This window comes from Algoriphagus locisalis (assembly GCF_900116615.1).
Lineage (GTDB): Bacteria > Bacteroidota > Bacteroidia > Cytophagales > Cyclobacteriaceae > Algoriphagus > Algoriphagus locisalis.
On record NZ_FPBF01000001.1, the window covers coordinates 907,473 to 932,385 of the forward strand.

Consider the following 24,913-nt stretch of genomic DNA (forward strand, 5'->3'; position numbering starts at 1 on the left):
GCTAATTGACTACTTAAATTTTACCCAGGAAAGCCTTTTCCTGCTCAAAACCTATATCCCAATTTCTAACAATTAAACCCCTCATGATGAAAAAACTATTACCGATTTGGCTCATGCTTCTGGTAGGTGTAGTTCAGGCTCAGGTCACGGTCAAAGGTACCGTAAACTCTGCAGGCGATGGACTAGCTCTACCCGGAGTAACAGTGCTGGTGAAAGGAACCACCACCGGCGTAGCAACAGAAGTAGATGGTACGTATTCGATTACGGTTCCATCTTCGGAATCTATCCTGGTCTATAGCTTTATTGGCTACAAGGCTCAGGAAGTCGTGGTTGGTAACCAATCCACTATTGACATTTCCATGGAAGAAGATATGGCTTCTCTGGATGAAGTAGTGGTAGTAGGTTACGGTACTATGAAAAAACGCGATATGTCCAGTGCACAGGTCTCTGTGACCTCTGAAGACATAGAGCGTACAGTCAATACCACGGTGGAGCAAGCTCTTCAGGGTCGTGCTGCAGGTGTATATGTGACCCAAAACACTGGTGCTCCAGGAGGAGGAATCTCGGTAAATATCCGAGGTATCAACTCTATCTCTGGTACTAACCAGCCTTTATATGTGATTGATGGTGTTCAGGTTCAGCCACAGGCAGTATCCTTTGGAGCTACCTCTTCCACGAATCCTCTGGCAGGTATCAATCCAAGTGATATCGAATCAATGGAGGTGCTACAGGGGCCTTCTGCGACAGCGATTTATGGTTCTAGAGGTACAAATGGTGTGATTATGATTACTACCAAGCGTGGTAAATCTGGCGAAACCAAAATCACGTACAATTACCTTTATACCCTTCAGGATAAGCCTGAAAATCTAGATGTAATGTCCTTGAGTCAATACGCTACGATGACAAATGATATCCGTGAAATTACTGGTGGTGATCCTCCGGCTGCTTTCTTGGATCCATCACTTTTGGGTGAAGGAACGAACTGGCAAGATGCGCTTTTCAAAACTGCGCCATTAAACAAGCATAACATCACACTTACTGGTGGTGATGAAAAAACTCAGTTTTTCATTTCTGGAGAATACTTCAATCAGGAAGGTGTAGCGATAGGATCTTCGTTTGATCGCTATTCTGTTAGAACAAACATTGACAACCAGACAAGAAAATGGTTGAAGCTTGGCTTGAATCTTCAGCTTTTCCATACTGATGAGCAATTGGCAACAGGTAGCTCAGACGTAATCAACAATGCGATCCAAATGGCTCCAAATGTGCCGGTGACCAATCCTGATGGATCTTGGGGTGGTGCGGATCCTGTGAACGGATCTAGCTTACAATTTACTCCTGCTAACCCGATCGCTTTGGCGAACCTATTGGACAGAAGCTACAAGAGAAGAGGTATGCAGGGTGGTTTTAATGTAGAAATTGACATTGTCAAGGGATTGAAATTCCGCTCTATGGTGAATACCAGCATCAATTATAACAATGGTCACTTCTTTACACCTACTTATACGCTGGGGGTAGTTACCAATGACACGAATACCCTTTCGCAGGAATCCAGCAACAGCTTTTATTGGAACTGGAATCAGATGTTTACCTATAATGCGGTTTGGGGCAAGCATGCCTTGGACGTGATGGCATCACATGAAGCACAGGAATCCCAATACGAGTATCTCAATGGTGCTAGACTTAATTTCCCTTCTAATGATTTGCAGGAACTAGGTCTAGGATCTGCGCAAGGTGCTACCAATGGTGGTGGAGCAAATAATTGGGCGATGGAGTCTTTCTTTGCGAGAGCAAACTATACCTTCAATGAGAAATATATCCTTTTGGGTGCTTTCAGAGCAGATGGTTCTGCAAACTTTGGTCCTGAAAACCGTTGGGGATATTTCCCTTCTGTATCAGCGGCATGGAGAGTGTCAGAAGAAAATTTCTTGCAAGGTGCTACTTGGATGGATGAGTTAAAAATCCGATTTGAAACTGGTCTTACTGGTAACCAAGGCGATGCTGGGGCGATTTTCGCACCACTTAGCTCACCGAGTATTCCTACGCCTTGGGGAGGTGGATTCCTGGTTTCCAGATTTGGTAATCCTAATTTGAAATGGGAAGAGACCTCTACCGTCAACCTTGGTTTCAACTTGAATATCTTGAACAACAGAATCCAAATCGAAGGTGATTTCTACCTGAAGAAAACGGATAACTTGCTTTTGCCAAACCCGCTACCTTGGTACATGGGTACATCTGCTGAAGGAAGCATCGGTACACCAACAGTTAACATTGGTGCATTGGAAAACAGAGGCTACGGTATCACGATCAACACGATCAATATAGACAACCGCGCTAGTGGCTTCTCTTGGAGCTCTAACTACAACTTCTCTGGCTTCCAAACAGAAGTTACTAAATTCTTCTCTGAGACAGCTTTCATTGACCGTACGGCTTGGTGGTTGAATAACTTTACGGCTAGAGCACAGCCTGGTTTTGCTCCATGGTTGTTCTACGGATATCAAGCTGATGGCCTTTTCCAAACAATCGAAGAAGTAGAATCAAGCCCTAGACCGGTAGATAACTCTGGAAATCCTATTCAGGTGGATCGTGATAACGGAATCTACGTGGGTGATATCAAATACAAGGATATCAATGATGATGGAGTAATCGATGAGCGTGACCAGACATTTATCGGAAATCCTTGGCCAAAATTCACTTTTGGTATGACTCAGCAGTTCACATACAAAGGATTATCCCTTGATGTATTATTCACAGGAGCCCTTGGGGTAGATATCTACAACTACAACAGATTCCTGAATATCAATCCAAACAATGTAAACTTGGGTAGAAACATGCTATTGGAAACATTCGATTATGCAAGAATCGAAATGGACGGATCAGGTAATCCATTTATCGCCAATGCAGGTACAGATGTCCCAAGAATCACGGGTACTGATCTTAACGGTAACGGTACTAGAATCTCTGACAAGTTTGTTGAAGATGGTTCTTATGTAAGAATCAAAAACATCAACCTTTCTTATGTAGTGCCTAACGAATTGTTAAGTAAGCAGAATGTAATTAGAGGTTTAAAGGTTGGCTTCGGTGTTCAAAATGCCTTCACTTTCACTAAGTACAAAGGGTATGACCCTGAAGTGGGTGCATCTGTAGGTAACAACGTGTCAGCCGGAAATCAATTGATCGGTGTGGATTACGGTAGATATCCTCAAACGAGAATGTACACATTCAGCTTAGGTGTTGACTTCTAATCCAAAAATATAAACACATGACAACAAACACGAAATTCCATAAACTAGTCCTTGGAGCTGCTTTGCTACTTGGAGGAATGGTGGGCTGTTCAGAAGATTTCTTGGATAGACCTCCATTGGATGCAATTGTAGATGCAAACTTCTACAAAACTGACGACCAAATCTTAGCGGCTTCAGCGCCACTATACAACATAGTTTGGTTTGCTTATAACGATAAAGCTAGCCATGGTATAGGTGATGCAAGAGGTGGAACTTTGACCTCAGGATCTTACCAACTAGAAAACGTAAGATTCAATACCACAGGTGAGACTGCAGAAAATGGTGCCTCATGGAGAGCTTTCTACAATGTAGTGGCTCAATCCAACTCCTTAATCAATAACATCAATTCCTTTGCAGGTGAAGATGTGACTGAGCGAATCAAAAATCACGGGATCGCAGAAGGTAGATTTATGAGAGGTTTGGCTTATTCATACTTGGTACAAAACTGGGGGCCAGTTCCTATCATCACCAATAATACCACGCTATTGCAGGATACGACAATTGCGAGAAATACAGAAGAATCCGTATGGCAATTCATTATCAAGGACTTCCGCTATGCAGTAGAAAATCTACCTGAGAGTGCTGTTTTAAACGGTCGCTTGACCAAGTGGTCTGCGGAAGGTATGCTTGCAAAAATGTACCTGACTAAAGCAGGAGTAGGTGGAAACAGAAATCAGTCAGATCTTGATTCTGCAGCTTATTTTGCGAAAAGAGTAATTGATAACAGTGGTGCTGAGTTGATGCCCGAATATGAGGATCTTTTCAAAACTGCCAACAACAATAACATAGAAACTCTTGCCGCACTACAATGGACCTACAATGCAGGTCAGGCAGGAGCTTGGGGAGCACAAAACTCTGTACAGGCTTTCTTGGCTTTTGGTTCTGAAATCACTGGTTTTGGTGACGGATGGGGCGGAGATATTGGAGCTTCCAAATGGATGCTAGATCTATACGATGATTTGGTTTTCGACAAAAGAAGAAAAGCAAGCTTCATGTTCCCAGGTGATCATTACGATTACATAACGCAAGTTCCTCCTGGAGGTTCTGCTCAAGAATTGGAAGTACCTGCTAGAGGTACTGACGGTAGCAGATCATACAATGATAGAGCTTGGGTGAAGAAATATGTGGTAGGCCGTCCTGAAGACAACGACGGAAGAGTCGTACAACAAGGGACAGAGATCAATACATATATTCTTCGTTTGGCGGATGTTTACTTGACTTATGCGGAAGCTGTGTTGGACAAAAATCCTGCGGAGGCATTGACTTATGTAAACTTGGTGAGGGAAAGAGCCGGTGTAAATGCACTGACTTCTGTGACTTGGCAAGATATATTCGAGGAGAGAATCAAGGAGTTTGCAATGGAAGGCCAAGCCTGGTATGAATTTACCAAACTGCACTATTACGACCCAGCTAAAGCTTTTGAGATGCTTTCTAGTCAAGATAGAGGAACGTTCAGAGTCTATGCTGATGTAATTCCTGATCCTACTTTGTGGGAAATAGAGATTCCAGAAACAGACACGTCACCGAGGTTCTTTACGGTAAATGAATCTAATTTCAAGATTCCTATTCCATCTGCAGAATTGTCAAGAGCTCCAAACTTGAGGAAACCTGCTGTACCGTATGATTTCTCAGCAGAAAATTAATTTGTGGACTTACATTGAAATGCTAAACATATGAACATCATAAAAAATATAAGATCCTCACACTCAATGCTAGTAGCTTCAGCGCTATTTGTGGTACTGGCACTTGGTGCCTGTACAGAGGAGGATGAAATTAATGTTGGGCCTCCTACGATTGAGCGGGTTCGAAGCACAGATCCTACCACAGCAGACAGTGCTTTTACTTCTGCTACGCTAGGAAGTACATTGGCGATTCTAGGAAATAACTTACTAGGAACTCAACAAGTATATCTAAATGATTATCCACTTGGTGTGAATACCGCTTATGTGACTAATAACTCTGTGATTGTGACAGTGGGAGATTCTGTGCCTACTGTAGCCACTAATCCTGATGTACCTAACACCCTGAGATTGGTAAATAAGGCTGGTGAAGCCATCATGGAATTCCAGACACTTCCGCCTGCACCGCAGGTCACCCAAGTGAAAAATCAGTATGTAAAAGCTGGTGATGACTTGACGCTATTTGGTAGATATTTCTACTTCGTGGACACAGTTTACTTCCCTGGAGAAGATGCTTTTGTGACTACAGGTATTACTACGAATTCCGCTGGATCTTCACTTACTGTGAAGGTTCCTGACAATGTGGACTTCTCAGAAGGTCAGTTTGTTAGAGTTGTCACTAGATCAGGTGGATCAGCAACGGGTAGAAATACTCAGATCTATGCTGAAAGAGGTATGGTTGCTGACTTTGATACCAATGGTGCATTAGTATGGCCATGGGAGTGGGGATGGGGTTTATCAGGTGATATGATCCAACCTTCACAACCAGGAATATCAAGCCTTGAAGGTAGTTTTGCAGGTATGAATCAGGCATTTCCAGCTAGTTATGGCTGGAATAATGACAAGGTAATCAATTTGGTGAACTGGGGTGGTGTACAAATCTTCCCTGAAGGAGAAGGATATGAGCCAAGTACTCCAGCTACTAATTTTGATATTCGCTTTGAAGTGGCAATCAATACAACTGAATCTATCGAAGGTCTGGAAATGCAAATTTGGTATCCAGATGCAAATGGTAATGAGTTAAGCTACAATATCCCAATGAGTGAAGTTATCAGAACAACTGACGGTAGCTGGTACACTTTGTCCGCTAATATGACGCGATTGACAAATGGATCTACCAGATTGAATACCTATGGTGATTTCTTACAAGGTGATGGATTTGCCAAACAACTCAGATTGGTAGTAATCAACACTACTTCGAATGATATTCAAGCTGTTTTAGGCGTGGATAATATCAGAGTGGTAAGAGCAGTAAATTAAATAGTATAGCATAAGAGGTTTATTAATTCAGTCTCCGGGGTAGAGGGTTCTTCCTCGGAGATTTTTTCTAAACCCTGTTTTCATAATTTACCGGAGAGTGCACAAAGGCAAGCGCAGAGAGCGCATTAACAATTTAGCTTCTCACTAAGTGAAGCTTTCCTTACAGTCTAATTCATCCTTGAACTTGACCCCCAAACTCACATTTAGAAATTTTAAAATATTAAAATTACTCCAAGTCATCTCATTTGGAGCAGCATTGGTGTTTTCTGCATGCGAAGGTAAAAAGGAGGAAATTACACCTACACTTTTTGAGGAAGTCAATGCTGATTCGACAGGTCTTACTTTTACCAATCAAATCAAAGAATCGGCTGTTGCCAATATCCTCACTTACCAATATTTCTACAATGGAGGCGGAGTAGCGGTCGGTGATTTGAATAATGACGGTTGGGAAGATCTTTATTTCACAGCCAATCAAGGTCAAAACAAACTTTTTCTGAATCAGGGAAACCTGAAATTCCGGGACATTACCCTAGCGACCGGAACAGCAGGTCGAGAAAACTCCTGGACTACAGGAACGGCTATTGTCGATATCAACGGTGATGGCCTCAAAGACATTTATGTTTGCTATTCTGGTGACTTGCCGGACGAGCAGCGAAAAAATCAATTGTTTATCAATCAGGGATTGGACAAGCAAGGAATTCCATTTTTCGAGGAAAAAGCAGCAGCGTATGGATTGGATGATCCAGGTTTTAGTACCGCAGTTTATTTCTCCGATTTGGATCAAGATGGGGATTTAGACATGCTTTTACTCAATCACAATCCTGTACTTTTCAATAACCTGAATATCAATGCCTTCGAAGCCATGCTTAGCACAGCAGATCCCATGAGCAGCACGAAGGTTTTCAAGAATGAAAATGGTGTTTTCAGAAATGCTACCAAGGAATCAGGCCTGACAGAAACAGGTTTGAGCTATGGTTTGGGAGCATCCATCGCAGATTTCAATGGAGATGGATGGCCTGATATCTATCTGGGAAATGATTATTCAGCACCGGATTACCTCTATATCAATCAGGGAGATGGCACTTTTGTCAACCAGATCGATGATAGAATCGGGCATACGAGTCTCTATACCATGGGCGTGGATGCTGCGGATATCAACAGAGATGGAAAGTTAGATTTGATAAGTTTGGACATGTTTCCAGAGGATAATTCCAGACAGAAATTGCTTTTCTCCCCTGAGAATTATGAGCATTACAATCTGTTTCTGAAGGCAGGTTTGGGACATCAATTGATGCGTAATATGCTTCAGCTGAATAATGGTGACGGCACTTTCTCCGAGATTGGCCAGTTAGCAGGGATCAGCGCTACCGATTGGAGTTGGGCACCATTATTTGCCGATTTTGATAACGATGGTTACACAGATCTTTTCGTTAGCAACGGCTTTTTGAAAGATTTTACAAACCTGGATTTTATCAATTATAGAAATGAATACCTGCAAAATTCCAAAGTGACAAAAGCTGGGATCAATGATTTGATCGCCAAAATGCCTGCGACCAAAGTTGGGAATTATGCTTTCAAAAACGTCAATGGTATTCAATTCGAAAATCAATCCGAAAGCTGGGGCCTAGGGACTCCTGGCAATTCCAATGGGGCAGTTTATGCAGATTTGGATGGGGATGGAGATCTGGATTTGGTACTGAATAATCTGAATGAATCTGCACAGCTATTTAAGAATATGACTTCCGAACGCTCGCAGTCCAATTTTCTCCAAATCAAATTGAAAGGACTGGAAGGAAACTCAGATGGGATAGGAGCTAATGTAACTGTCTATCAAAATGGCCAAATCAACTATCAGGAACAGCAGATTTACAAGGGTTACCAAGGAAATGTAAGTTCGTTGATGCACTTTGGATTGGGAATAGGGAAAGTGGATTCAGTTGAAGTGCGTTGGAAAAACACTAAAATCAGCAGAATCAAAAATCCTGAATCCAACCAAGTCTTGGCAGTTTCTGAAAGCGATGCAGAGATAGAATATATCATTGAGTATAAGACCGAGCCATATTTTGTTCATCAAGAGGATCTGCTTATAAAAAACTTGGATGCACTTCCAACTGACTTTAAGCGTCAGAGTCAGTTGCTTTACAGCCTTTCCGAACGAAAAGTATTCTTAATAGAAAGTGACTTTGATTCAGATGACAGCACAGAAGTTATTATTTCAGATGGAAAGACCGTGTCTTCTGTGCCAAAAGATGCTTTTTCAACAGGAGAGCAATACTTTCAAATATACAAATCGGACTTCCCTTCGATTACCGCTATTGCAGCATTGGATGCTGATGGTGATTCTGATTTGGATCTCTATGTAGGAAAAGGAGGATATTTTGATCTGGATAAAGGAGATGCAAGACAGAAAGATGTTTTACTGATCAATGATGGAAATAGTGTTTTTACAGAATCCACGATTGATTTTGGGACTTTGCCTACTGAGTTTGTATCAACTTGGGATGCCAATGGTGATGGGTTAGATGATCTTTTTGTGGGGTCAGGATACGTACCAGGAAGATGGCCAGAATCGGTTTCCAGCCAAGTGTGGATTAATGGAGGTGACGGTACTTTTTCGCCGATTTCTCTGGATCATATTTCCCGTGTGAAAGCTGCTGAAACTTATGATCTTGACCAAGATGGTTTGGATGAATTGATCATTGCTTCTGAGTTTGATCGAATCCGGATTCTTAATCTCAAAGATGGAAATGTAATAGATCGCTCGGAAGAGTTCTTGCCTGGGGGGAAAACAGGTCTTTGGTCAGCCGTGTTGGTTCAGGATCTAGATGCGGATGGCAATCCTGAGTTGGTGGTGGGAAACTGGGGCTTGAATTCCAGATTGCAAACCGACGAAAACCAACCCGTTCGGATTTATTTCGAAGATTTTGACAACAATGGATCTGTAGATCCCCTGATGACATTTCCAATAATAGGAGAGGAGTATCCCTTCTTTTCCAGAGATGAGTTAGCTGCGCAGATGTATAAAAAGAAGGCGCTTTTTTCTAGCCACGAGGCATTTTCCAAAGCAAAGATTCAAGACATTTTGACGGCCGAGGAACTTGAGAAAGCAAAGGTAATAGAAGCGCATTCTCTAGAAACAAAGATGTTTTCTCTGAAGAATAATGTGTTCGAAGAAGTGGAATTGCCGGCACTTGTGCAATCGTCACCTGTTCAGGCAATTACAGCGATTAAGAAATCAAGAGGTATTGATTTGCTGCTACTTGGAAATCAAGTCAATGCTAGGTTAAAAATAGGCAGAATAGATGCAAATCCTGGCTGGGTAGTAAGAAATGAAAATGGGATCTGGACTTTGAAACCTTTTGACAGTGGATTGAACATCCGGCAGAATGTCTCAAGTGCGATAACTACTCACAACAAGCTATGGGTAGGTGTGCCTAATGCAGGTGTTTATAAGTATTGGCATTGATTGAATTAATTGGTTTAAAAAAATTGAAATACAACTTGTTACTTAAAATGAAAAGTGTTCTAATTATTAGTTTGCTTTTATTTCAGTGGGCCTGCAAAGCTCCCATGGTAGATGAAAATCTACCTGTGGATGAATCCATAAGACTGAATCAATTGGGCTTTTACCCAGATCAAAAGAAGCTAGCGGTGATTTTAAATCATGAAGACGTAGAGGACTTCCTGATTTGGGATTTAGATTCCAAAGACATTGCATTCGAAGGGAAATTATCCACTACTTTTAACAAAACATTCTCAGGTACAAATGCTAGAGTTGCTGATTTCTCTGGTTTTAATGAGCCCGGCCGATATGTTTTTATTCTCAATAGAGTTGGGAAATCTTATCCTTTTGAAATCCAATCAACAATCAATCAAGACTTAGGCATAGCAAGTATCAAAGCCTTCTATTTTCAGCGGGCAAGTACCGAACTGAACGAAAGTCATGCGGGAATCTGGGCCAGAAAAATGGGGCATCCAGACGATCAGGCCATGATTCATCCTTCGGCTGTTTCTGATTCCAGAAAGGCCGGTGATGTCTTCCCTTCGCCAAAAGGCTGGTATGATGCCGGAGATTATAATAAGTATATAGTCAACTCAGGAATCACTGTAGGAACGCTCTTATCTCTTTTTGAAGATTATTCAACTTATTTTCAAAAGCTAGAATTGGATATTCCAGAATCAGGAAATCAAGTTCCTGATCTGCTGGATGAGATTCGGTGGAATTTGGATTGGATGCTGACTATGCAGGATCCAGCTGATGGGGGTGTTTACCATAAACTCACCACTGCACAATTTGAAGGTATGGTGGAGCCACATTTGGCAGTTTCCCAGCGCTATTTTGTCGCTAAAAGTACCACTGCCACATTGGATTTTGCTGCGGTTATGGCTCAGGCTGCGCGTGTTTACAAAGCTTATTTTCCCGAGGAATCTGTTATCTATTTGAAGGCTGCTGAGAAAGCTTGGAATTGGGCAAAAAAGAATCCTGAGATGCTTTATAAGCAAAATGAGATGAATGAGGGTTTTGATCCTGATGTGGTGACAGGCGCTTATGGAGATTTTAGTGCTACCGATGAATGGGTCTGGGCAGCTTCAGAACTGTTCGTTACGACCCATAATATGACCTATTGGGATGAGTTGGCCAATGCTGATCAGAGTTTCAAGCTTCCATCTTGGAACCAGGTATCATGGCTGGGATTTTATTCGCTTTTGAGACATCAGGATAAGATTTCCGTTTTGCCGCAGGAATGGATGGCCATGCTGAAAATAAATCTGCTTTCTGCCGCCAGGGAGCATAGCGAAGATACCGAGGCAACAGCTTTCCACAGTCCTATCGAGACCGATGCTAAGAATTTCATCTGGGGCTCTAATGCTGTGGCAGCCAACCAAGGTATTCTCTTTTTATATGCCTATAAGCAGAGCAATGAGCCAATATTTTTGGAAAGAGCATTGGACAACTTGGATTATATTTTAGGAAAAAATGCTACTGGATATTCCTACGTTACTGGCTTTGGTAGTAAGACTCCGATGCGCCCACATCATAGATTAGCTACTTCCAGACCAGACATAGCACCATTGCCTGGGTTTATCGTAGGTGGTCCAAATCCTAGACAGCAAGACGGCTGTGACTATTCAAGTTCCTTCCCTGATGAGTCTTATACAGACGAGAGCTGTAGTTATGCTTCCAATGAGATAGCGATTAACTGGAATGCGCCATTTGCGTATTTAGCCAATGCGTTGGAAGCCATAAATTCGCAGGAATAGAAGAGGCTTTCAGAAAATCATCTTCAAAAACGGTTTATTTCATTAGCATTCCATGAATCCTTGATGCAGGACTTTAAGATTTAACTTTTAAACTTTAACTTCTGACATCAAATACGATTTACCATGAAGCATACCTGGAAGTTATTCGTCCTGCTGATTTTATTTTCTTGCGAGTCCTCAAAATTTGACTCAGAAGTGATCCTGCCTAAGCTTTTTGCTGATGGTATGGTCCTGCAGCGTGATGAAGCTATTTCTGTTTGGGGAAAAGGTATTCCAGGAGAAAATGTACGGGTAAGTTTGGCTGGAGCAATAACCAGCGGAACGGTGGAAGCTGACAGTACTTGGGATTTGCATTTACCGGAATTAAAAGCAGGTGGACCATTTGTATTGGAAGTAAACCAATCAAAAATCAATGATGTCTATATAGGAGATGTGTGGGTAGCTGGCGGCCAATCCAATATGGAGTGGAGACTCAAATCACAAGTGATCGGTGCAGAAAAGGAATTCGAAGCTGGGGGGAATCCCCAGATTCGTTTTTTCAAGGTTCCAAATTCCTACAGTGCAGAGAAGTTGGATGATGTGGTAGGAGGTGAGTGGAAAGTGGCTGATTCAGTGAATTTGAAAGATTTTTCAGCTGTTGCCTGGTTTTTTGCGAAGCGAAATCATGCAGAGAAAAACGTACCTGTGGGAATCATAGAGTCAAACTGGGGAGGGACTCCTGTAGAAGGCTGGACAGATGCAGAGATTCTGGCCGGGATGGAAGGCTCTTTTTTAGATCAGGCAAAAGATGTGACGGAGAATCAGGAAAGCTGGATTGCCAAGCTGAACGAAAATGAGGTAAATCGTCAATTGAGAGATTCTTTGGTTAGCAAACCGGATTCTATTGCGGCTGCACAAGCTTCTTCAAGTAGCTTCGATGATTCTGGCTGGAGCAAAATAAGCTTGCCCAATGCTAATCCTCTGCAGCATATTGCCTGGGCGCGAAAGAAGTTCAATCTCACAACTACAAATGATGTGGTGCTGCATTTGCCCTATGTGGATCAAATGGCATATGTATATCTGAATGGGAAATTACTCTATTATAAAGATTGGGGAGTAATGATGCCAGATATCGAAATCCCTTCTGATATGCTAGTTAAAGGCACTAACGTACTTTCCGTTCGAGCGATTAATACCTGGAATAATCAGCCTAGGATAGGACAAGAAGGAGAAATGTATCTGATGGAATCAGGAAAAAAGGTGTCCTTAGAAGGTACTTGGTCTTATTCAAATTCAGCCGTAGAGCCTCAGCTTCCAAAAGTTGAATGGTTTAACTGGATGCCTGGAATGATGTATAATGCGATGATAGTTCCGATTACCAATTACTCGATCAAAGGAGTGATTTGGTACCAAGGAGAAAGCAATGCAGGTCGTCATGCAGAATACAAGGAGCTTTTCTCTACGATGATTACGAACTGGAGAGAAGATTGGGGTTTGGGTGATTTTCCATTCCTGTTTGTACAACTGGCGAATTTCATGGAGAGAAAAGAAGTACAGCCTGAGAGTGATTGGGCATTTTTGAGAGAAGCACAAACTCAGACACTAGCGCTTCCTAATACAGGCATGGCTACTATCATCAATATCGGAGAAGCAAATGATATCCATCCCAGAAATAAAAAAGATGTAGGCGAGAGACTTTGGCTACAGGCAAGAAAAGTGGCTTACGGCGAGGATATCCTGGCTTCTGGACCTCAGTTTGATTCACTTTACAGTCAAGGATCTGAATTGTATGTCAAGTTTAAATCTGTGGGAGAAGGTTTGGAATTAACTGATGCTGATGGCGAGGAAGTGAAAGGATTCATTGTAGCTGAGGATACTGGGGATTTTCAGCAAGTTACCGCAGTCATTTCTGACAAATCTACCGTAAAAATTACGCTTCCTGAGGGAGTTGAGCTTGGGGAAGTCCGCTATGCTTGGGCTGATAATCCAGAGGTGAACTTAGTTAATAACTTAGGTTTACCCGCTGAGGCCTTTAGAGCGAAGTTTGAGTGACAATAAAAGTTAAGAAGACTGGTGGATTGGATTTAATCTGAATATCCGCATTGATGCCAGTGACCTCTTATTCTTTGCTTATCAGGCTGTCCCGATAGCTCGGGAGACCCCTGCCCGACAGCATGCGGGGATGACCGGTGACCGAAGTACCAGCAATGCTAGTGTTCACCATACTTTAAGTCGCTTTTACCTTTTACTGCTACAATTGCGGATATACATATAATTCAAAACCATTTTCAATCGTGACAAGGTTTGAATTGTATCATCTCAAAATCCGCTTATCCAATTCAAGCGGAAAGACTTTGGTCTCGGTCAAGGAGAATTTTTCAGAAAGAGGGTTGATTACAAAATTTAAAGAGGAGGGATCCACTACTGAAGGGACAGCAAAGCAAAGAATTTCTGGTCTTAGTAAGTTCGTCCCATATTCCTGAGAGGCTCTGACTGCTGGGATTTGATCCCAGTCGAAAGGCAAATCAGCCAATTCAGGTGTAAAAATAAGGTCACTGGGAATGCTGATTTCCATTACAGAATACAAGACATAGCGTTCTGAGGAAAATAATTCGGGGTCGATAGTTAATCTTTCAAGCAGGGAAGCGGAAATACTTGATCCTGCATAGATTGCTGGATTGCCTGGTAGATTCCATCGGCCACCATAGCGTTTGGCTCCTTCACCACTGGTATCACAGTATTGGGATAAGGCTAATCGATAGACTATCACGACTGTCAGATAGCAATGCCATGTTGAAGGCGCATGATTTCGGCTTTTAATAAGTCAATACCTTCCGATACATCAATCAAACCAAGCGGCTTGCGATTGCCTAGTGAAAAAAGTGGGCGATCCATCCACTTTCGAAATCCATCACGACCGAAATAATTCACACCGATTGCGTAAAGCTCAGCTAATTCGTAGAGCTTTTCGGACTGACCAGTATCAAAAGTTTCTTTGCGTTGTAGGGTTTTGGTAGATACTCCCAATGCATCGGCAAGCGTATTATAGTCTAGCCCTGAAAGCTCTTTGAAGCTTTCTAAAGCATTTTTGTCCAAACCATTGCGAAAAGTATCCACTCGGGAGAGTGGCTCAACCAGCCATTCTGAATCAACACGAAGAATATCCTGAGGGGACAAATGTGCTTTTTGGTAAATGGCTACAACTGGCTCATTTACCTTTGATAATTTCTTTGCCATGACGTTATCGGTAATATGTCCTATAAGATAACGTATTTTGTCTGAAATAGATTCTTTTTGGTGTTTTTTTTAAGATTATCTTCAATATGATTACTATTGATTTTCAAAGGCCATAATCTGTCGGGTGACCAAGGAAACTGAATAGCTTTATCCAAAAGTCCAATCAATTTTTACTTGTATTATTTTATTTTTCCCATAGAGTCCTGTATCATCAGCAGTTCGTCCACTTTTTCCTGATATTCAGGCTTAGCGGGGATTTTCACCACATTTTCCAAGAAATCAATCGTGCTAAAAAGTACGCCTTCCCAGTCTCCTGATGTTATGGAGCTTGCTATAACATGGTCTGCGGCATTTGGAAAAGCTTTCTTACGTTTCAAATCTGCTGGCGTAGCTATTTGATCATACATTTCCAGCATTTTTGGAACTGAAACTACATCATCCTGAGCTTCATTGTCCTTGTAATAATAAGCTAAGAATAGAGGTTGTTTTATTTTCTTGAAGGTATTTTCGTTCATATTACTATACAAGATGGTAGCCAAACTGGTGTAGGCATTGATATGATAGTCTTCAGACCAGTACATGGCTTTTTCACCTTCTCTGTCCTGATGAATAATTTTATTTTTCATCATGGTCATCTCCATTAGCTTCTGCATCCATGGATTAAAAAATGCCGAGAGTTTCTCGCCGTAATCCCTAATAGCAGGAGAATACACCGTGACAGCTTTGATATCAGGTTGCTGGCTTGCCAAAAGCAAAGTCAGCGCACCTCCCATAGATGTGCCCACCACGATTACTTCATCGCCCAGACTTTTTCCGATTTGATATGCCTCGCCTGCAGCATTTGCCAATGCTTGGGGGCTTAGGTATTCTAAGCCATTTTCCCTTTTGACTCCATGATCAGGAAGCCTGGTAACAAAAAGATTGGCCCCAAAATGTGCTGCTAAAAATCTGTGAACTGGATCACCCTCCATTGGACTAGCGCCAAACCCGTGGATATACACAATAGAGTAGGGGGTCTTATGCTTATTCATGCTATCAGCCCAGACTATATATGCCTCATTGCCCGGCTTAAGACCAGCAACTGTGTCTTCTCTTAGATTTACATAGTCTTGTAATTCAGAAAGACGTGTGGGAACCTGAGGAAATTCTATTGTGATTTCCTGGTCCTTAAGCTTAGGACCGAGCATGTAAACAATAGCAAGTATCATTGCTGCTGCAAAAATACCTAATAGAATTTTTCTTAGCATAAAATCAATTGGTTAAAAGTACAGGTGAAATGGATTCAAAGATCTTTTCAGTGCCGTTTTTAAATTTTAAAACAGTTTTCGTTTTCAGTTGGGAGTTGTCCTCGGGTTCTAAGTCTAATGTAAGTCTATACAGACCCGTAGATCCATTGAAGTCACGCAGATCGGAGAGTTTTATATCATCATGAGTGGTAACTAGATTTGAAATAGTTGTCCCTGCATCCTTGCCTCCATAAGGGGCAAGCAGAGTCATTGTTATACTTGCTATGTTTTGAAAATCTAAATTTGGAGCACATGAAAGCGCATATGCCCTTCCAGGAAAATTATTTCTGCCAATGGATCTATCAGAGACGATTTCTGAACCAATTCTTAGATAAATAATAAAATCCTCCAAATCTACTGTGTCTGACTCAGTAGCATATTGATTGTTTGTGAAAGGCTCATAAAACAGACTTACATCTGTAGCATTTACTTTTTGCGGTCCCCCGCATTCTCCAAAAGGATTCATTTCCGAATCATCCACGCAGGCAACTAATATCATCATAGACAAATAGGCCGAGGAAATCGCAATCGTCAATTTTACTCTTTTTGAACTTAATACATGCTTCATAAGATGGATTCTACTAATTTTCAAAATTTAAAAACTAATTAAACAGTAAAATTTAATCAAATCTAACCATCTATTTAGTCCGAATAGCGTTAATTCGTATTAAATATACCTTAAACTCATATTTATGAAACGTTTGATCTTTGGTTTGCTTTTTATGGTAAGCATTCAATTTGTGCAAGCTCAGGAAACTGAGGCTAAACTGGCCACTCAATCCATCTACATGGAACTAGGCGGACCTGGACTTCCTTATAGTTTTAATTATGATTTCCGGTTTGACAAAACAAGAATGGACTCATGGGGAATGAGAGTTGGGTTCGGTGGTTATGCGGTAGATGGTGATTCCTTTTTCTCTTTGCCTGTGATGGTAAATAAGTTATACGGAAAAGGAAACCATTTCTTTGAAATGGGCTTTGGTGCAACTTTTTTGGCATTCAAAACTAGCTATTACAACTATCAAAGTTGCTATTATGACGGAAATGGGAATTATGTCTGCAACACCTATTCAGACAGTGGTACCAGCTTTATTCTTGATATAGACAGCTCACCTTCAATCATGGGAGTCATGAATTTTGGTTATAGAAGAATGCCTACAGATGGAGGATTTATGTGGAAGGTAAACCTGAACCCTATATTTAATAATAATGGTTTCTGGCCTTTATTTGCAGGAATTGGGCTTGGATATGCCTTTTAAAGAGAGGTGATTATATCAGTTTAGAATTATAAAAAAGGCTCAGGAGAATGAATCCTGAGCCTTTTTACAATATAAAGTGATGTAATCTGGGAAAGTTAAACAGATCTTCAGGATAAATAGATTTTGATTTATTCTATTTTGTTTATCGCTTTTCTGCCAGTAAGTGGGCAAAAGCAGCATAGGATATATTAAACTTAAGAATTGAGGTTACTTTGGTCTTCGGTCATCGGTCTTCCGACCAGATTAGCGAAGAAACTATGGTAACTGACATCATTGCGGATAATTATATATTCTATTCCTCAAATCATAAACTCATAATCCCGCTCGACCAAACAAATCCTGGTTTTATAGGCTGAATACCATTTTTTCCTTCCCATTTTTTGGGCTATAATGTGATCTGTCTGTTGTTTCCAACTGCGAATAGAATCTAAATTTTTCCAGTAACTAATAGTGATTCCCAAGCCATCGCGAACGCTTTCGTGTCCCAGATAGCCTTCTTGCTTCTCGGCTAAGCGCACCATTTCTAGGGCAGTTTCCGCATATCCTTCTTCGATTTCTGTTCGAATATTTGAGAAAATCACCGCGTAGTAAGGAGGTTTTGGTGTATTGGCTATCATTTTTTTCAATATAGACTAAGGGTAAATACAAACTTGAATGTCATAGCTCTATCTGCTAAGCATGGTTAGAAATTAGTCTGGGCTTGACGTACCAAACAATCCCAATCATCAAACAATAGTAAAAATACCGAAGTGGGTATGAAATGCAATTCTTATCGATTGCTCTTTCAGTGATTACAATAGTGTAGCTGGCAAAACAGCCCTTATCTAATCGGTGGAAATATTGCTAATCAAGCACACTGATTTATTAAACTATTCAACAGTTAATTCTGAAACACAACCCTTTTATGAAAACTAAACCAATTAAAATCCGAATAGCAATTTTTGCGCTAGTAGCGACTGCTTTTAGCATCTTGACATCCTGCGAGACTAACCTTGAGCTGGTCCAGTCTATCAATGAACAATTCGAGGAAGTGAATTCAATAGAAATAGAGTCATCTTTTCTGGATGTTTCCTACATCGGAAGCCCAACTATGGAATCTGTTCAACTTATAGGAGCCCTAGAATCCAGCCGCGCAGGCAACTATTCTATAGAATACAAGTTGGTGCAGCATAAGCTGATCATAGAAGTAGAAAGAAATGGTAATGGAGGAGGAAATCATCGTGGTTATATTAACCTGACTGGTCCAGAATTGATGAATATAGACCTTGATGCCGGATCTGGTACTGTACAAATCAGTCAAGTGAATGCAGAAGAATTCGAGTTAGATGGGGGATCAGGAAATTTTGAATTGACAGATATAAGTGCTCCAATCTTAGATTTGCAATTGAGCTCTGGCAGGATAAATGCCTATAACCTTGTAGGCGATGTTGACTTAGAGATTTCTTCCGGAAATGCCAACATATCAAATCTCGAAGGGAATATCAATGCAATAGGATCAAGCGGTAAATTCACTTTCAAAATGATCAAGGGATTGGTAAACTGTTCGTTAAATTCAGGAAACGGGGTTTTGACCGGAATTCAGGAAATTGGAAAATTGAAGATTTCTTCAGGGAATTTTAACGTCAATGAATCCTACTTTGGTGCAGATACTAGGCTTGAAGGCTCATCAGGAAATTTTAATATTCAGACAGAATCCAATTTGAACGATTTCAACTTTGATTTGAAAACTTCCAGTGGAAATATAAGAGTGGGTGAAAGTACCTCTTCGGGAACCCTTAGAATAGATAATGGATCTCCTTATACTGTTTCAGGTGAAGTATCAAGCGGGAATATAAAAATAAGGAATTAGTAAAAGTTGTAAAAAATCCCTTCTAAACCTGACTTAGGTCGGGTATTTTACTCGAAATGAAAGTCAAATCTTGTTGTCTTAGGCAGTTGTAATAATTTTCAAGCCTGCCACCGAAACAGCGCAGGCTTGAAAATGACTGCTCAAATTATTTATAATGTAAATCCGCAATTGCACCAGTAAAAGGTAAAAAGCGACTTAAAGTATGGTAAACACTTGCATTGCTGGTACTTCGGTCACCCGTCATCGGTCTTCCAACCTGATAAGCAAAGAAAAAGAGGTCACTGGCATCATTGCGGATAACCATATTATTTATTGTCCTATTACTTGAAAGTCCATCTTATGGATGAAGAAAAAACGAGTAACTATTTCTGAGCTTTGTTCTCTTCGTTGACATGCTTAACCAATCGATCACACAAGTCTTTAATCTCTTCAGACATGTATTCGTCAGCTGTGCTATTCAAAATTGTCTGAGCCATTCCACCAAGAATATCTATGTAGAAACGCTTCATTTCCACCACGGACATTTCTTCTGTCCAAAGATCAATTCGTAGCGTACTGTGATTTTGATTGTCCCATACGTTTAAGCTGATGCTTTTCGTATCCTCAAGACCTGCACCTTCTTTATCTGAAGCATCCCATTTGATTGTTTTTGGAAAGCTGTTTTCGTCTAAATCTACTTCGAATTTTATCTCTGACTTTTTCATTTTTTGAATTTTAACTCCTCAGGAGTCATGTGTTGATTTTGCAAAATTAATCAGCTTAACTTCAGGAGCATTGCCTGAGTTCCTTTTTCCAGACTTTATTCAAAAATCATTTCTGGAATATCCCCTTCGATGATCAACTTCCCTGCGGTTTTTGACTGGATTTCTTCTACAGAAACTCCAGGCGCTCTTTCCTTCAGAACAAAACCTCCTTGATCCGAAATTTCTAAAACGGCCAGGTCTGTCACGATTTTCTTTACGCAGCGGATTCCAGTGATAGGAAGGGAGCACTCAGTGAGCAATTTGGACTCACCAGAGCGGGAGCAATGCTGCATAGCAACAATAATATTATCTGCCGAAGCGACTAAGTCCATGGCGCCACCCATTCCTTTCACCATTTTTCCGGGGATTTTCCAATTAGCTATATCTCCATTTTCAGAAACTTCCATGGCTCCTAGAATGGTCAAGTGAACATGACCACCGCGGATCATTGCAAAGGACTCTGCTGAATTGAAAAGCGCTGAGCCTTTTGCCATCGTGACGGTTTGCTTGCCTGCATTGATGAGGTCTGGGTCAATTTGATCCTCAGTGGGAAAGGGGCCAATACCCAGCAATCCATTTTCAGACTGAAGTACTACTTCAAGATTATCGGGAATGTAGTTGGCAACTAGCGTGGGAATTCCTATTCCTAAATTTATGTATTGCCCATTCTTCACCTCTTTGGCGATTCTCTGAGCTATTTGATCTTTTGTAAGCATTTTGGGTTTGTTTTAAGTCAGTAGATGAATATGAAAAAAGCTCGCTCAAGGTTATTTTGAAACCGTTCTCTGCTCAATTCTCTTTTCATAATCTTTCCCTTGGAAAATCCGCTGCACGTAGATACCAGGCGTATGAATTTCATTTGGGTTAAGTTCTCCAGCTTCCACCAATTCCTCAACTTCAGCAATACAAATCTTACCAGCGGCAGCCATCATTGGATTAAAATTCCGGGCGGTGCCCTTGAAAATCAAGTTTCCTGCTGTATCACCTTTCCAAGCCTTAATAATGGAGAAATCAGCCTTCAGCCAGCTTTCCAGCAAATACATCTTTCCATAAAATTCTCGGGATTCTTTGCCCTCAGCTACTTCAGTTCCAACTCCAGCTGGAGTATAGAATGCTGGGATTCCGGCTCCACCAGCGCGAACACGCTCAGCAAGTGTACCCTGAGGAATTAAATCAACTTCGAGTTCGCCGCTTAGGAGTTGCCTCTCAAATTCCGCATTTTCGCCTACGTAGCTGGAAATCATTTTCTTGACCATGCGCTTTTTTAGCAAAAGGCCAATACCAAAATCATCTACTCCGGCATTATTGGATACGATGGTCAAGCCTGTTATATCTCTTTCTAAAAGTGCTGAAATGCAATTTTCTGGAATGCCTGTCAAGCCAAATCCTCCCATCATCAGCATGCAATTGCTGGGAATATCCGCTACTGCTTCACGGGCATTTTTTACAGTTTTGTTGATCATATAATTTGGGTTTATAGTAAGTTCTTGGCATTCTTTTGATCTTGAAAAAGCTGTTGTTTCAATGCTTCCAATCCATCAAATTTTTGCTCTTCCCGGAGAAAAGCTTTCAAATAAATCGTAATCTGCTTATCATACAAATCCCCCTGAAAATCAAATAAATTAGCTTCTACTGTCTTCTGAGTGCCATTGACCGTTGGTCGATTTCCAATATTAAGCATGGCCTTGTATAGTGAACCGTTTACCAAAGCCTCTACTGCGTAAACGCCATCCTTGGGGATAAGTTTGTAATCGTTTGGAATGTGGATGTTTGCAGTAGGGAAGCCAATTGATCTGCCTATCTGCTGACCTTTGATTACTAATCCATTCAATTCATAAGGTCTTCCTAGGTAATTAATTGCCGTGGAAATATCGCTGGTTTCGAGCGCATGACGAATCTTGGTACTGGATACGCCAATATCTTCTACGTCCTGACGGGAAATTTCCTCTAGGTCAAAACCATATTCTTCATGATGAGCCTTTAAGTATTCAAAGCTTCCTTCACGGTTTTTGCCAAATCGGTGGTCGTAGCCAATGACCAGTTTTTTTGTCTGGATCGTATCCACCAAAACTGACTCAATAAACTCTTTGGAAGTAAGCTGGGAAAATTCCTTGGTAAAAGGAATTGTGACTAGGTGATCAATGCCAAATTGCCGCAGAAGTTTAGCCTTTTCCTCAAAAGTACTCAGCAACCTAAGGTTATGTTCTTCAGGATAAAGAACCAGCCGAGGATGTGGCCAAAAAGTTATCAGAACCGTCTCCCCATTGATGGAGCGAGCCAGTTCCCGGATTCGATGAAGGATTTTCTGATGCCCGAGATGCACTCCGTCAAATGTTCCACTGGTAACTACAGCGTTGGAGAGCTTAGGGAAATCACTTAGGCCTTCATATATTTTCATATGGTTATAATTGTTTTTTTATGGCCATATGGAATCTCGCATGCTTAATAATCATCTTTATGAACGACGTTTTTCGTTATGCTCGATTTCATTTGTTCTTGCTTTGATTTCTTCTACCAAGGATAAAAGATCATGTGCTTCTGAGAGTTTGAAGTTACCAATTCTGGTTCTGCAAAGCGAACTCATATAAGCTCCAACTTGTAGTTTTTCGCCAAGATCTCTTGCCAGACTGCGGATATATGTTCCTTTGGAGCACACAATTCTAAACTCTAGAACTGGATTCTCAAACTTGGTAATTTCAAATTCACCCACCGTCACAGGACGCGGATCCATTTTAACTACCTTACCTTTTCTAGCAGATTCATACACTCGTTTTCCATCTACTTTGATGGCTGAGTGCATAGGAGGGATCTGTAGAATATCCCCAGTCAGCTCAGCGACAGCAGCTTGAACTTGTTGCAAAGTAATATGAGAAGGATCTGCAACGTGAATAACAGGTTGCTCCAGATCAAAGGAATCTGTGGTTGCTCCTATGACAAAAGTCCCCGTGTATTCCTTTTCCTGACCCATAAAGGAGTCAATTTGCTTGGTCATTTTCCCCGCACAAACGATGAGTAGGCCTGTAGCCAATGGATCAAGCGTGCCAGCATGTCCTACTTTCTTGATTTTGAGTGCATTTCTGACTTTTCTTACCACATCAAAAGATGTCCATTCTAGCGGTTTGTCGATTAAAAATACTTCTCCGTAGGGTTGATCTTGCATTCTATAAATATAATCCAGCGATAATTGCTATCACACCTACGATTAGGCAATAGATTGAAAAATAGCTGAGTTTACTGTTTTTTACTAGTTTGATCATCCATGTACAGGCAACGATACCCGCTACAAAAGCAGCGACAAATCCAGCACTCAGGTAGCCGATTCCTTCGGTTTCTAACGAAAGGCCGCCATCTAAAATGTCTTTGGCTATTTTGCCTAAAATCAATGGAACAACCATCAGGAATGAGAATCTAGCTGCTTTCCCTTTATCAATTCCCAAAAGAACTGATGTGGAAATAGTAGCTCCAGATCGTGAAATACCTGGTAGAATAGCGATTGCTTGGGCAATTCCGATGATTAATGCTTGGCCAAAGGTTACCGGCTGATTGGTGAATTTTGCTTTATCCGCCAAAAAAAGGAGTACCGCTGTCAAAACTAGCATGCATCCTACAAATAGAATCTGTCCATCAAATAAGGTTTCTAACTCCTCAGCAAAGACGACCCCAACGATGGCTGCAGGGATCATGGACAACACGATTTTGGAAACAAACTGTGTTTCCTCATTCCATTGAAATTTAAATAAGCCTCTGAAAATTTCGGAAATGTCCTTTCTAAAGACCACAATAGTACTTAGTGCAGTGGCAAAATGAACAACCACTGTAAACATCAGCCCTTCAGCAGGCATTTTGCTTTCTCCCAAAATTGCTTTTCCTAATTCTAAATGACCGCTGGAGGATACAGGCAAAAACTCGGTCAATCCCTGAATAATACCAAGGATAATCGCATCAATTATTTCCACGCTTCTTCTTACTTATTACTTTCTGTTTTTGCAAAAATGGCATAGAATTCAAAAATAAATCCAGCCAAAGTAACGATTGGGCCTATCGTCAGACCTAATATGCCATTTCCGTGAGGCTCACTGTCAAGTCCTATTATTACAAAGCCAAGGATGATAAGCCCGATGCCGATGAACATCAGCTTGTAGTTTTTACTGGAAAATGGGAAAGATGATTTGCTCATTATATTAATAGAGTTCGTCCAAGGACATATTTAAATACTTATTGACAGCCCGCAAGGTACTTAGAACTGATAGAATTCCGCCTACTGTAACTAAAATCCCAAAAAGTAAGAACAACAACTGTTGGTTTTGTAGCATGGCAAAACCTTCGATATTCGCCTGAGTGTATTTTACCAATGCGAAAAGTATTAGCGATGCAAAACCTCCAGCCATCAAACCAAATAGAAATGCTCTGGAAAGGAACGGTTTTCTGATAAAACCTCTGGTAGCTCCAACTAACTGCATGGAGCGAATTAGGAATCGCTGGGAGAACAATGCCAGACGAATAGTATTATTGATCAACATTACTACAGTGATGATCAAAATCAATATAAATCCACCCAAAACTATACTTACTTTCAATAGATTCTTGTTGATAGAATCTACCAAATCCGTCATATATGACACCTCAAATACACCTGGTACGTCCTGAATTTCTGCTACTATCGCTTCCAATTGCTCAGAAGTCTGGAATTCTTCAGCTATTGTAAGCACAAAACTGTCACGAAGTGGATTGTCCTCAAGAAATTTAGTAAAATCCTCGCCTGTACTTTCTATAAAGGTAGCAGCAGCTTCTTCGTCTGAGACAAATTTCAGATTAAGGCTATCACCTTTTTGCAGAATAAAAGATCGGGAAGAAAGATTATCATGAATAGCATCAAGCTCTTTTTGCTCCAAGTTTTTCTCTAAGAATACCTGAACTTCGATATTCTCCCGGATCATACTTGTCAGTGTTTTTGCCTGAATCAATATCACTCCGAAAAGACCGACTATAAAAAGTGATAGGGTAGTGCTGAAGAGTACGCTTCCGAATTTGAAGTGTCCTAATGTCTTTTTCTTTCTTGGATAATTGGCCATAGA

21 protein-coding genes are annotated in these 24,913 nt (G+C 41.0%); 8 read left to right on the top strand and 13 right to left on the bottom strand.

What is annotated here, in order from left to right; genetic code table 11:
* The first annotated feature begins 86 nt into the window (after positions 1-86).
* The 6 genes from BM386_RS03950 (at position 87) to BM386_RS03975 (ending at position 13,516) form a co-directional block, all read left to right on the top strand.
* On the top strand, positions 87-3,245 hold the full coding sequence (locus BM386_RS03950) for a SusC/RagA family TonB-linked outer membrane protein (protein ID WP_244545453.1): 3,159 nt from the start codon (positions 87-89) through the stop codon (positions 3,243-3,245).
* A gap of 17 nt (positions 3,246-3,262) precedes the next feature.
* Positions 3,263-4,927: a RagB/SusD family nutrient uptake outer membrane protein gene (locus BM386_RS03955; protein ID WP_091691735.1), complete on the top strand. Its 1,665-nt coding sequence runs from the start codon at positions 3,263-3,265 to the stop codon at positions 4,925-4,927.
* A gap of 66 nt (positions 4,928-4,993) precedes the next feature.
* Positions 4,994-6,223, top strand: a complete 1,230-nt coding sequence (locus BM386_RS03960; protein ID WP_244545454.1) for a glycan-binding surface protein — start codon at positions 4,994-4,996, stop codon at positions 6,221-6,223.
* A 148-nt stretch (positions 6,224-6,371) separates the two neighbouring features.
* Positions 6,372-9,689 carry a VCBS repeat-containing protein gene (locus BM386_RS03965; protein WP_091691736.1) on the top strand — a complete coding sequence of 1,106 codons (3,318 nt, stop codon included), beginning with the start codon at positions 6,372-6,374 and terminating at the stop codon, positions 9,687-9,689.
* Positions 9,690-9,736: 47 nt separating this feature from the next.
* Positions 9,737-11,485 (top strand): glycoside hydrolase family 9 protein, encoded by a 1,749-nt coding sequence (locus BM386_RS03970; protein WP_091691956.1) that lies wholly within the window; start codon positions 9,737-9,739, stop codon positions 11,483-11,485.
* Positions 11,486-11,608: 123 nt separating this feature from the next.
* Positions 11,609-13,516 carry a sialate O-acetylesterase gene (locus tag BM386_RS03975; RefSeq protein ID WP_091691737.1) on the top strand — a complete coding sequence of 636 codons (1,908 nt, stop codon included), beginning with the start codon at positions 11,609-11,611 and terminating at the stop codon, positions 13,514-13,516.
* A 262-nt stretch (positions 13,517-13,778) separates the two neighbouring features.
* Here BM386_RS03975 and BM386_RS03980 read toward each other — a convergent pair whose 3' ends face one another.
* The 4 genes from BM386_RS03980 to BM386_RS03995 form a co-directional block, all read right to left on the bottom strand.
* Positions 13,779-14,234 carry an RES family NAD+ phosphorylase gene (locus BM386_RS03980; protein ID WP_091691738.1) on the bottom strand — a complete coding sequence of 152 codons (456 nt, stop codon included), beginning with the start codon at positions 14,232-14,234 and terminating at the stop codon, positions 13,779-13,781.
* Positions 14,235-14,239: 5 nt separating this feature from the next.
* The gene (locus BM386_RS03985) at positions 14,240-14,701 is read right to left on the bottom strand and encodes an antitoxin Xre-like helix-turn-helix domain-containing protein (RefSeq protein ID WP_091691739.1); all 462 of its coding nucleotides are present in this window, start codon (positions 14,699-14,701) and stop codon (positions 14,240-14,242) included.
* 179 nt (positions 14,702-14,880) lie between these two features.
* The gene (locus BM386_RS03990) at positions 14,881-15,948 is read right to left on the bottom strand and encodes an alpha/beta hydrolase (RefSeq protein ID WP_091691740.1); all 1,068 of its coding nucleotides are present in this window, start codon (positions 15,946-15,948) and stop codon (positions 14,881-14,883) included.
* Between the two features lie 4 nt (positions 15,949-15,952).
* A complete protein-coding gene (locus tag BM386_RS03995; protein ID WP_091691741.1) occupies positions 15,953-16,555 on the bottom strand; it encodes a hypothetical protein in 603 nt (200 codons plus the stop codon).
* 124 nt (positions 16,556-16,679) lie between these two features.
* On the opposite strand from BM386_RS03995, the gene BM386_RS04000 reads away from it, so the two are divergent.
* A complete protein-coding gene (locus BM386_RS04000) occupies positions 16,680-17,246 on the top strand; it encodes a hypothetical protein (protein WP_091691742.1) in 567 nt (188 codons plus the stop codon).
* A 299-nt stretch (positions 17,247-17,545) separates the two neighbouring features.
* Here BM386_RS04000 and BM386_RS04005 read toward each other — a convergent pair whose 3' ends face one another.
* Positions 17,546-17,863, bottom strand: coding sequence for an antibiotic biosynthesis monooxygenase family protein (locus tag BM386_RS04005; RefSeq protein WP_091691743.1), 318 nt, complete (start codon positions 17,861-17,863; stop codon positions 17,546-17,548).
* 287 nt (positions 17,864-18,150) lie between these two features.
* Between BM386_RS04005 and BM386_RS04010 the strand changes: the two genes are divergently transcribed.
* Positions 18,151-19,095: a DUF4097 family beta strand repeat-containing protein gene (locus BM386_RS04010; protein WP_091691744.1), complete on the top strand. Its 945-nt coding sequence runs from the start codon at positions 18,151-18,153 to the stop codon at positions 19,093-19,095.
* Between the two features lie 362 nt (positions 19,096-19,457).
* Here the strand turns inward: BM386_RS04010 and gldC are convergent, their stop codons facing one another.
* The 8 genes from gldC to BM386_RS04050 form a co-directional block, all read right to left on the bottom strand.
* Positions 19,458-19,799: a gliding motility protein GldC gene (gldC, locus tag BM386_RS04015; protein WP_091691745.1), complete on the bottom strand. Its 342-nt coding sequence runs from the start codon at positions 19,797-19,799 to the stop codon at positions 19,458-19,460.
* 95 nt (positions 19,800-19,894) lie between these two features.
* Positions 19,895-20,554, bottom strand: coding sequence for a 3-oxoacid CoA-transferase subunit B (locus BM386_RS04020; RefSeq protein WP_091691746.1), 660 nt, complete (start codon positions 20,552-20,554; stop codon positions 19,895-19,897).
* 51 nt (positions 20,555-20,605) lie between these two features.
* Entirely contained in the window at positions 20,606-21,301 is a 696-nt protein-coding gene (locus tag BM386_RS04025; RefSeq protein WP_091691747.1) for a CoA transferase subunit A, read from the bottom strand.
* 11 nt (positions 21,302-21,312) lie between these two features.
* Positions 21,313-22,236 carry a bifunctional riboflavin kinase/FAD synthetase gene (locus tag BM386_RS04030; protein ID WP_091691748.1) on the bottom strand — a complete coding sequence of 308 codons (924 nt, stop codon included), beginning with the start codon at positions 22,234-22,236 and terminating at the stop codon, positions 21,313-21,315.
* A gap of 57 nt (positions 22,237-22,293) precedes the next feature.
* Positions 22,294-22,998: a tRNA pseudouridine(55) synthase TruB gene (truB, locus tag BM386_RS04035; RefSeq protein ID WP_091691749.1), complete on the bottom strand. Its 705-nt coding sequence runs from the start codon at positions 22,996-22,998 to the stop codon at positions 22,294-22,296.
* A 1-nt stretch (position 22,999) separates the two neighbouring features.
* Positions 23,000-23,794 (bottom strand): undecaprenyl-diphosphate phosphatase, encoded by a 795-nt coding sequence (locus tag BM386_RS04040; RefSeq protein ID WP_091691750.1) that lies wholly within the window; start codon positions 23,792-23,794, stop codon positions 23,000-23,002.
* A gap of 8 nt (positions 23,795-23,802) precedes the next feature.
* Positions 23,803-24,015: a DUF3098 domain-containing protein gene (locus tag BM386_RS04045; protein ID WP_091691751.1), complete on the bottom strand. Its 213-nt coding sequence runs from the start codon at positions 24,013-24,015 to the stop codon at positions 23,803-23,805.
* 4 nt (positions 24,016-24,019) lie between these two features.
* On the bottom strand, positions 24,020-24,910 hold the full coding sequence (locus tag BM386_RS04050) for a cell division protein FtsX (protein ID WP_091691752.1): 891 nt from the start codon (positions 24,908-24,910) through the stop codon (positions 24,020-24,022).
* Between the last annotated feature and the right edge of the window lie 3 nt (positions 24,911-24,913).

Bases quoted from the DNA above. Each gene is read 5' to 3' on its own strand.
- BM386_RS03950 (WP_244545453.1), top strand. From the start codon at position 87: ATGAAAAAACTATTACCGATTTGGCTCATGCTTCTGGTAGGTGTAGTT.
- BM386_RS03955 (WP_091691735.1), top strand. From the start codon at position 3,263: ATGACAACAAACACGAAATTCCATAAACTAGTCCTTGGAGCTGCTTTG.
- BM386_RS03960 (WP_244545454.1), top strand. From the start codon at position 4,994: ATGCTAGTAGCTTCAGCGCTATTTGTGGTACTGGCACTTGGTGCCTGT.
- BM386_RS03970 (WP_091691956.1), top strand. From the start codon at position 9,737: ATGAAAAGTGTTCTAATTATTAGTTTGCTTTTATTTCAGTGGGCCTGC.
- BM386_RS03975 (WP_091691737.1), top strand. From the start codon at position 11,609: ATGAAGCATACCTGGAAGTTATTCGTCCTGCTGATTTTATTTTCTTGC.
- BM386_RS03985 (WP_091691739.1), bottom strand. From the start codon at position 14,701: ATGGCAAAGAAATTATCAAAGGTAAATGAGCCAGTTGTAGCCATTTAC.
- BM386_RS03990 (WP_091691740.1), bottom strand. From the start codon at position 15,948: ATGCTAAGAAAAATTCTATTAGGTATTTTTGCAGCAGCAATGATACTT.
- BM386_RS03995 (WP_091691741.1), bottom strand. From the start codon at position 16,555: ATGAAGCATGTATTAAGTTCAAAAAGAGTAAAATTGACGATTGCGATT.
- BM386_RS04000 (WP_091691742.1), top strand. From the start codon at position 16,680: ATGAAACGTTTGATCTTTGGTTTGCTTTTTATGGTAAGCATTCAATTT.
- BM386_RS04005 (WP_091691743.1), bottom strand. From the start codon at position 17,863: ATGATAGCCAATACACCAAAACCTCCTTACTACGCGGTGATTTTCTCA.
- BM386_RS04010 (WP_091691744.1), top strand. From the start codon at position 18,151: ATGAAAACTAAACCAATTAAAATCCGAATAGCAATTTTTGCGCTAGTA.
- gldC (WP_091691745.1), bottom strand. From the start codon at position 19,799: ATGAAAAAGTCAGAGATAAAATTCGAAGTAGATTTAGACGAAAACAGC.
- BM386_RS04020 (WP_091691746.1), bottom strand. From the start codon at position 20,554: ATGCTTACAAAAGATCAAATAGCTCAGAGAATCGCCAAAGAGGTGAAG.
- BM386_RS04025 (WP_091691747.1), bottom strand. From the start codon at position 21,301: ATGATCAACAAAACTGTAAAAAATGCCCGTGAAGCAGTAGCGGATATT.
- BM386_RS04030 (WP_091691748.1), bottom strand. From the start codon at position 22,236: ATGAAAATATATGAAGGCCTAAGTGATTTCCCTAAGCTCTCCAACGCT.
- truB (WP_091691749.1), bottom strand. From the start codon at position 22,998: ATGCAAGATCAACCCTACGGAGAAGTATTTTTAATCGACAAACCGCTA.
- BM386_RS04045 (WP_091691751.1), bottom strand. From the start codon at position 24,015: ATGAGCAAATCATCTTTCCCATTTTCCAGTAAAAACTACAAGCTGATG.
- BM386_RS04050 (WP_091691752.1), bottom strand. From the start codon at position 24,910: ATGGCCAATTATCCAAGAAAGAAAAAGACATTAGGACACTTCAAATTC.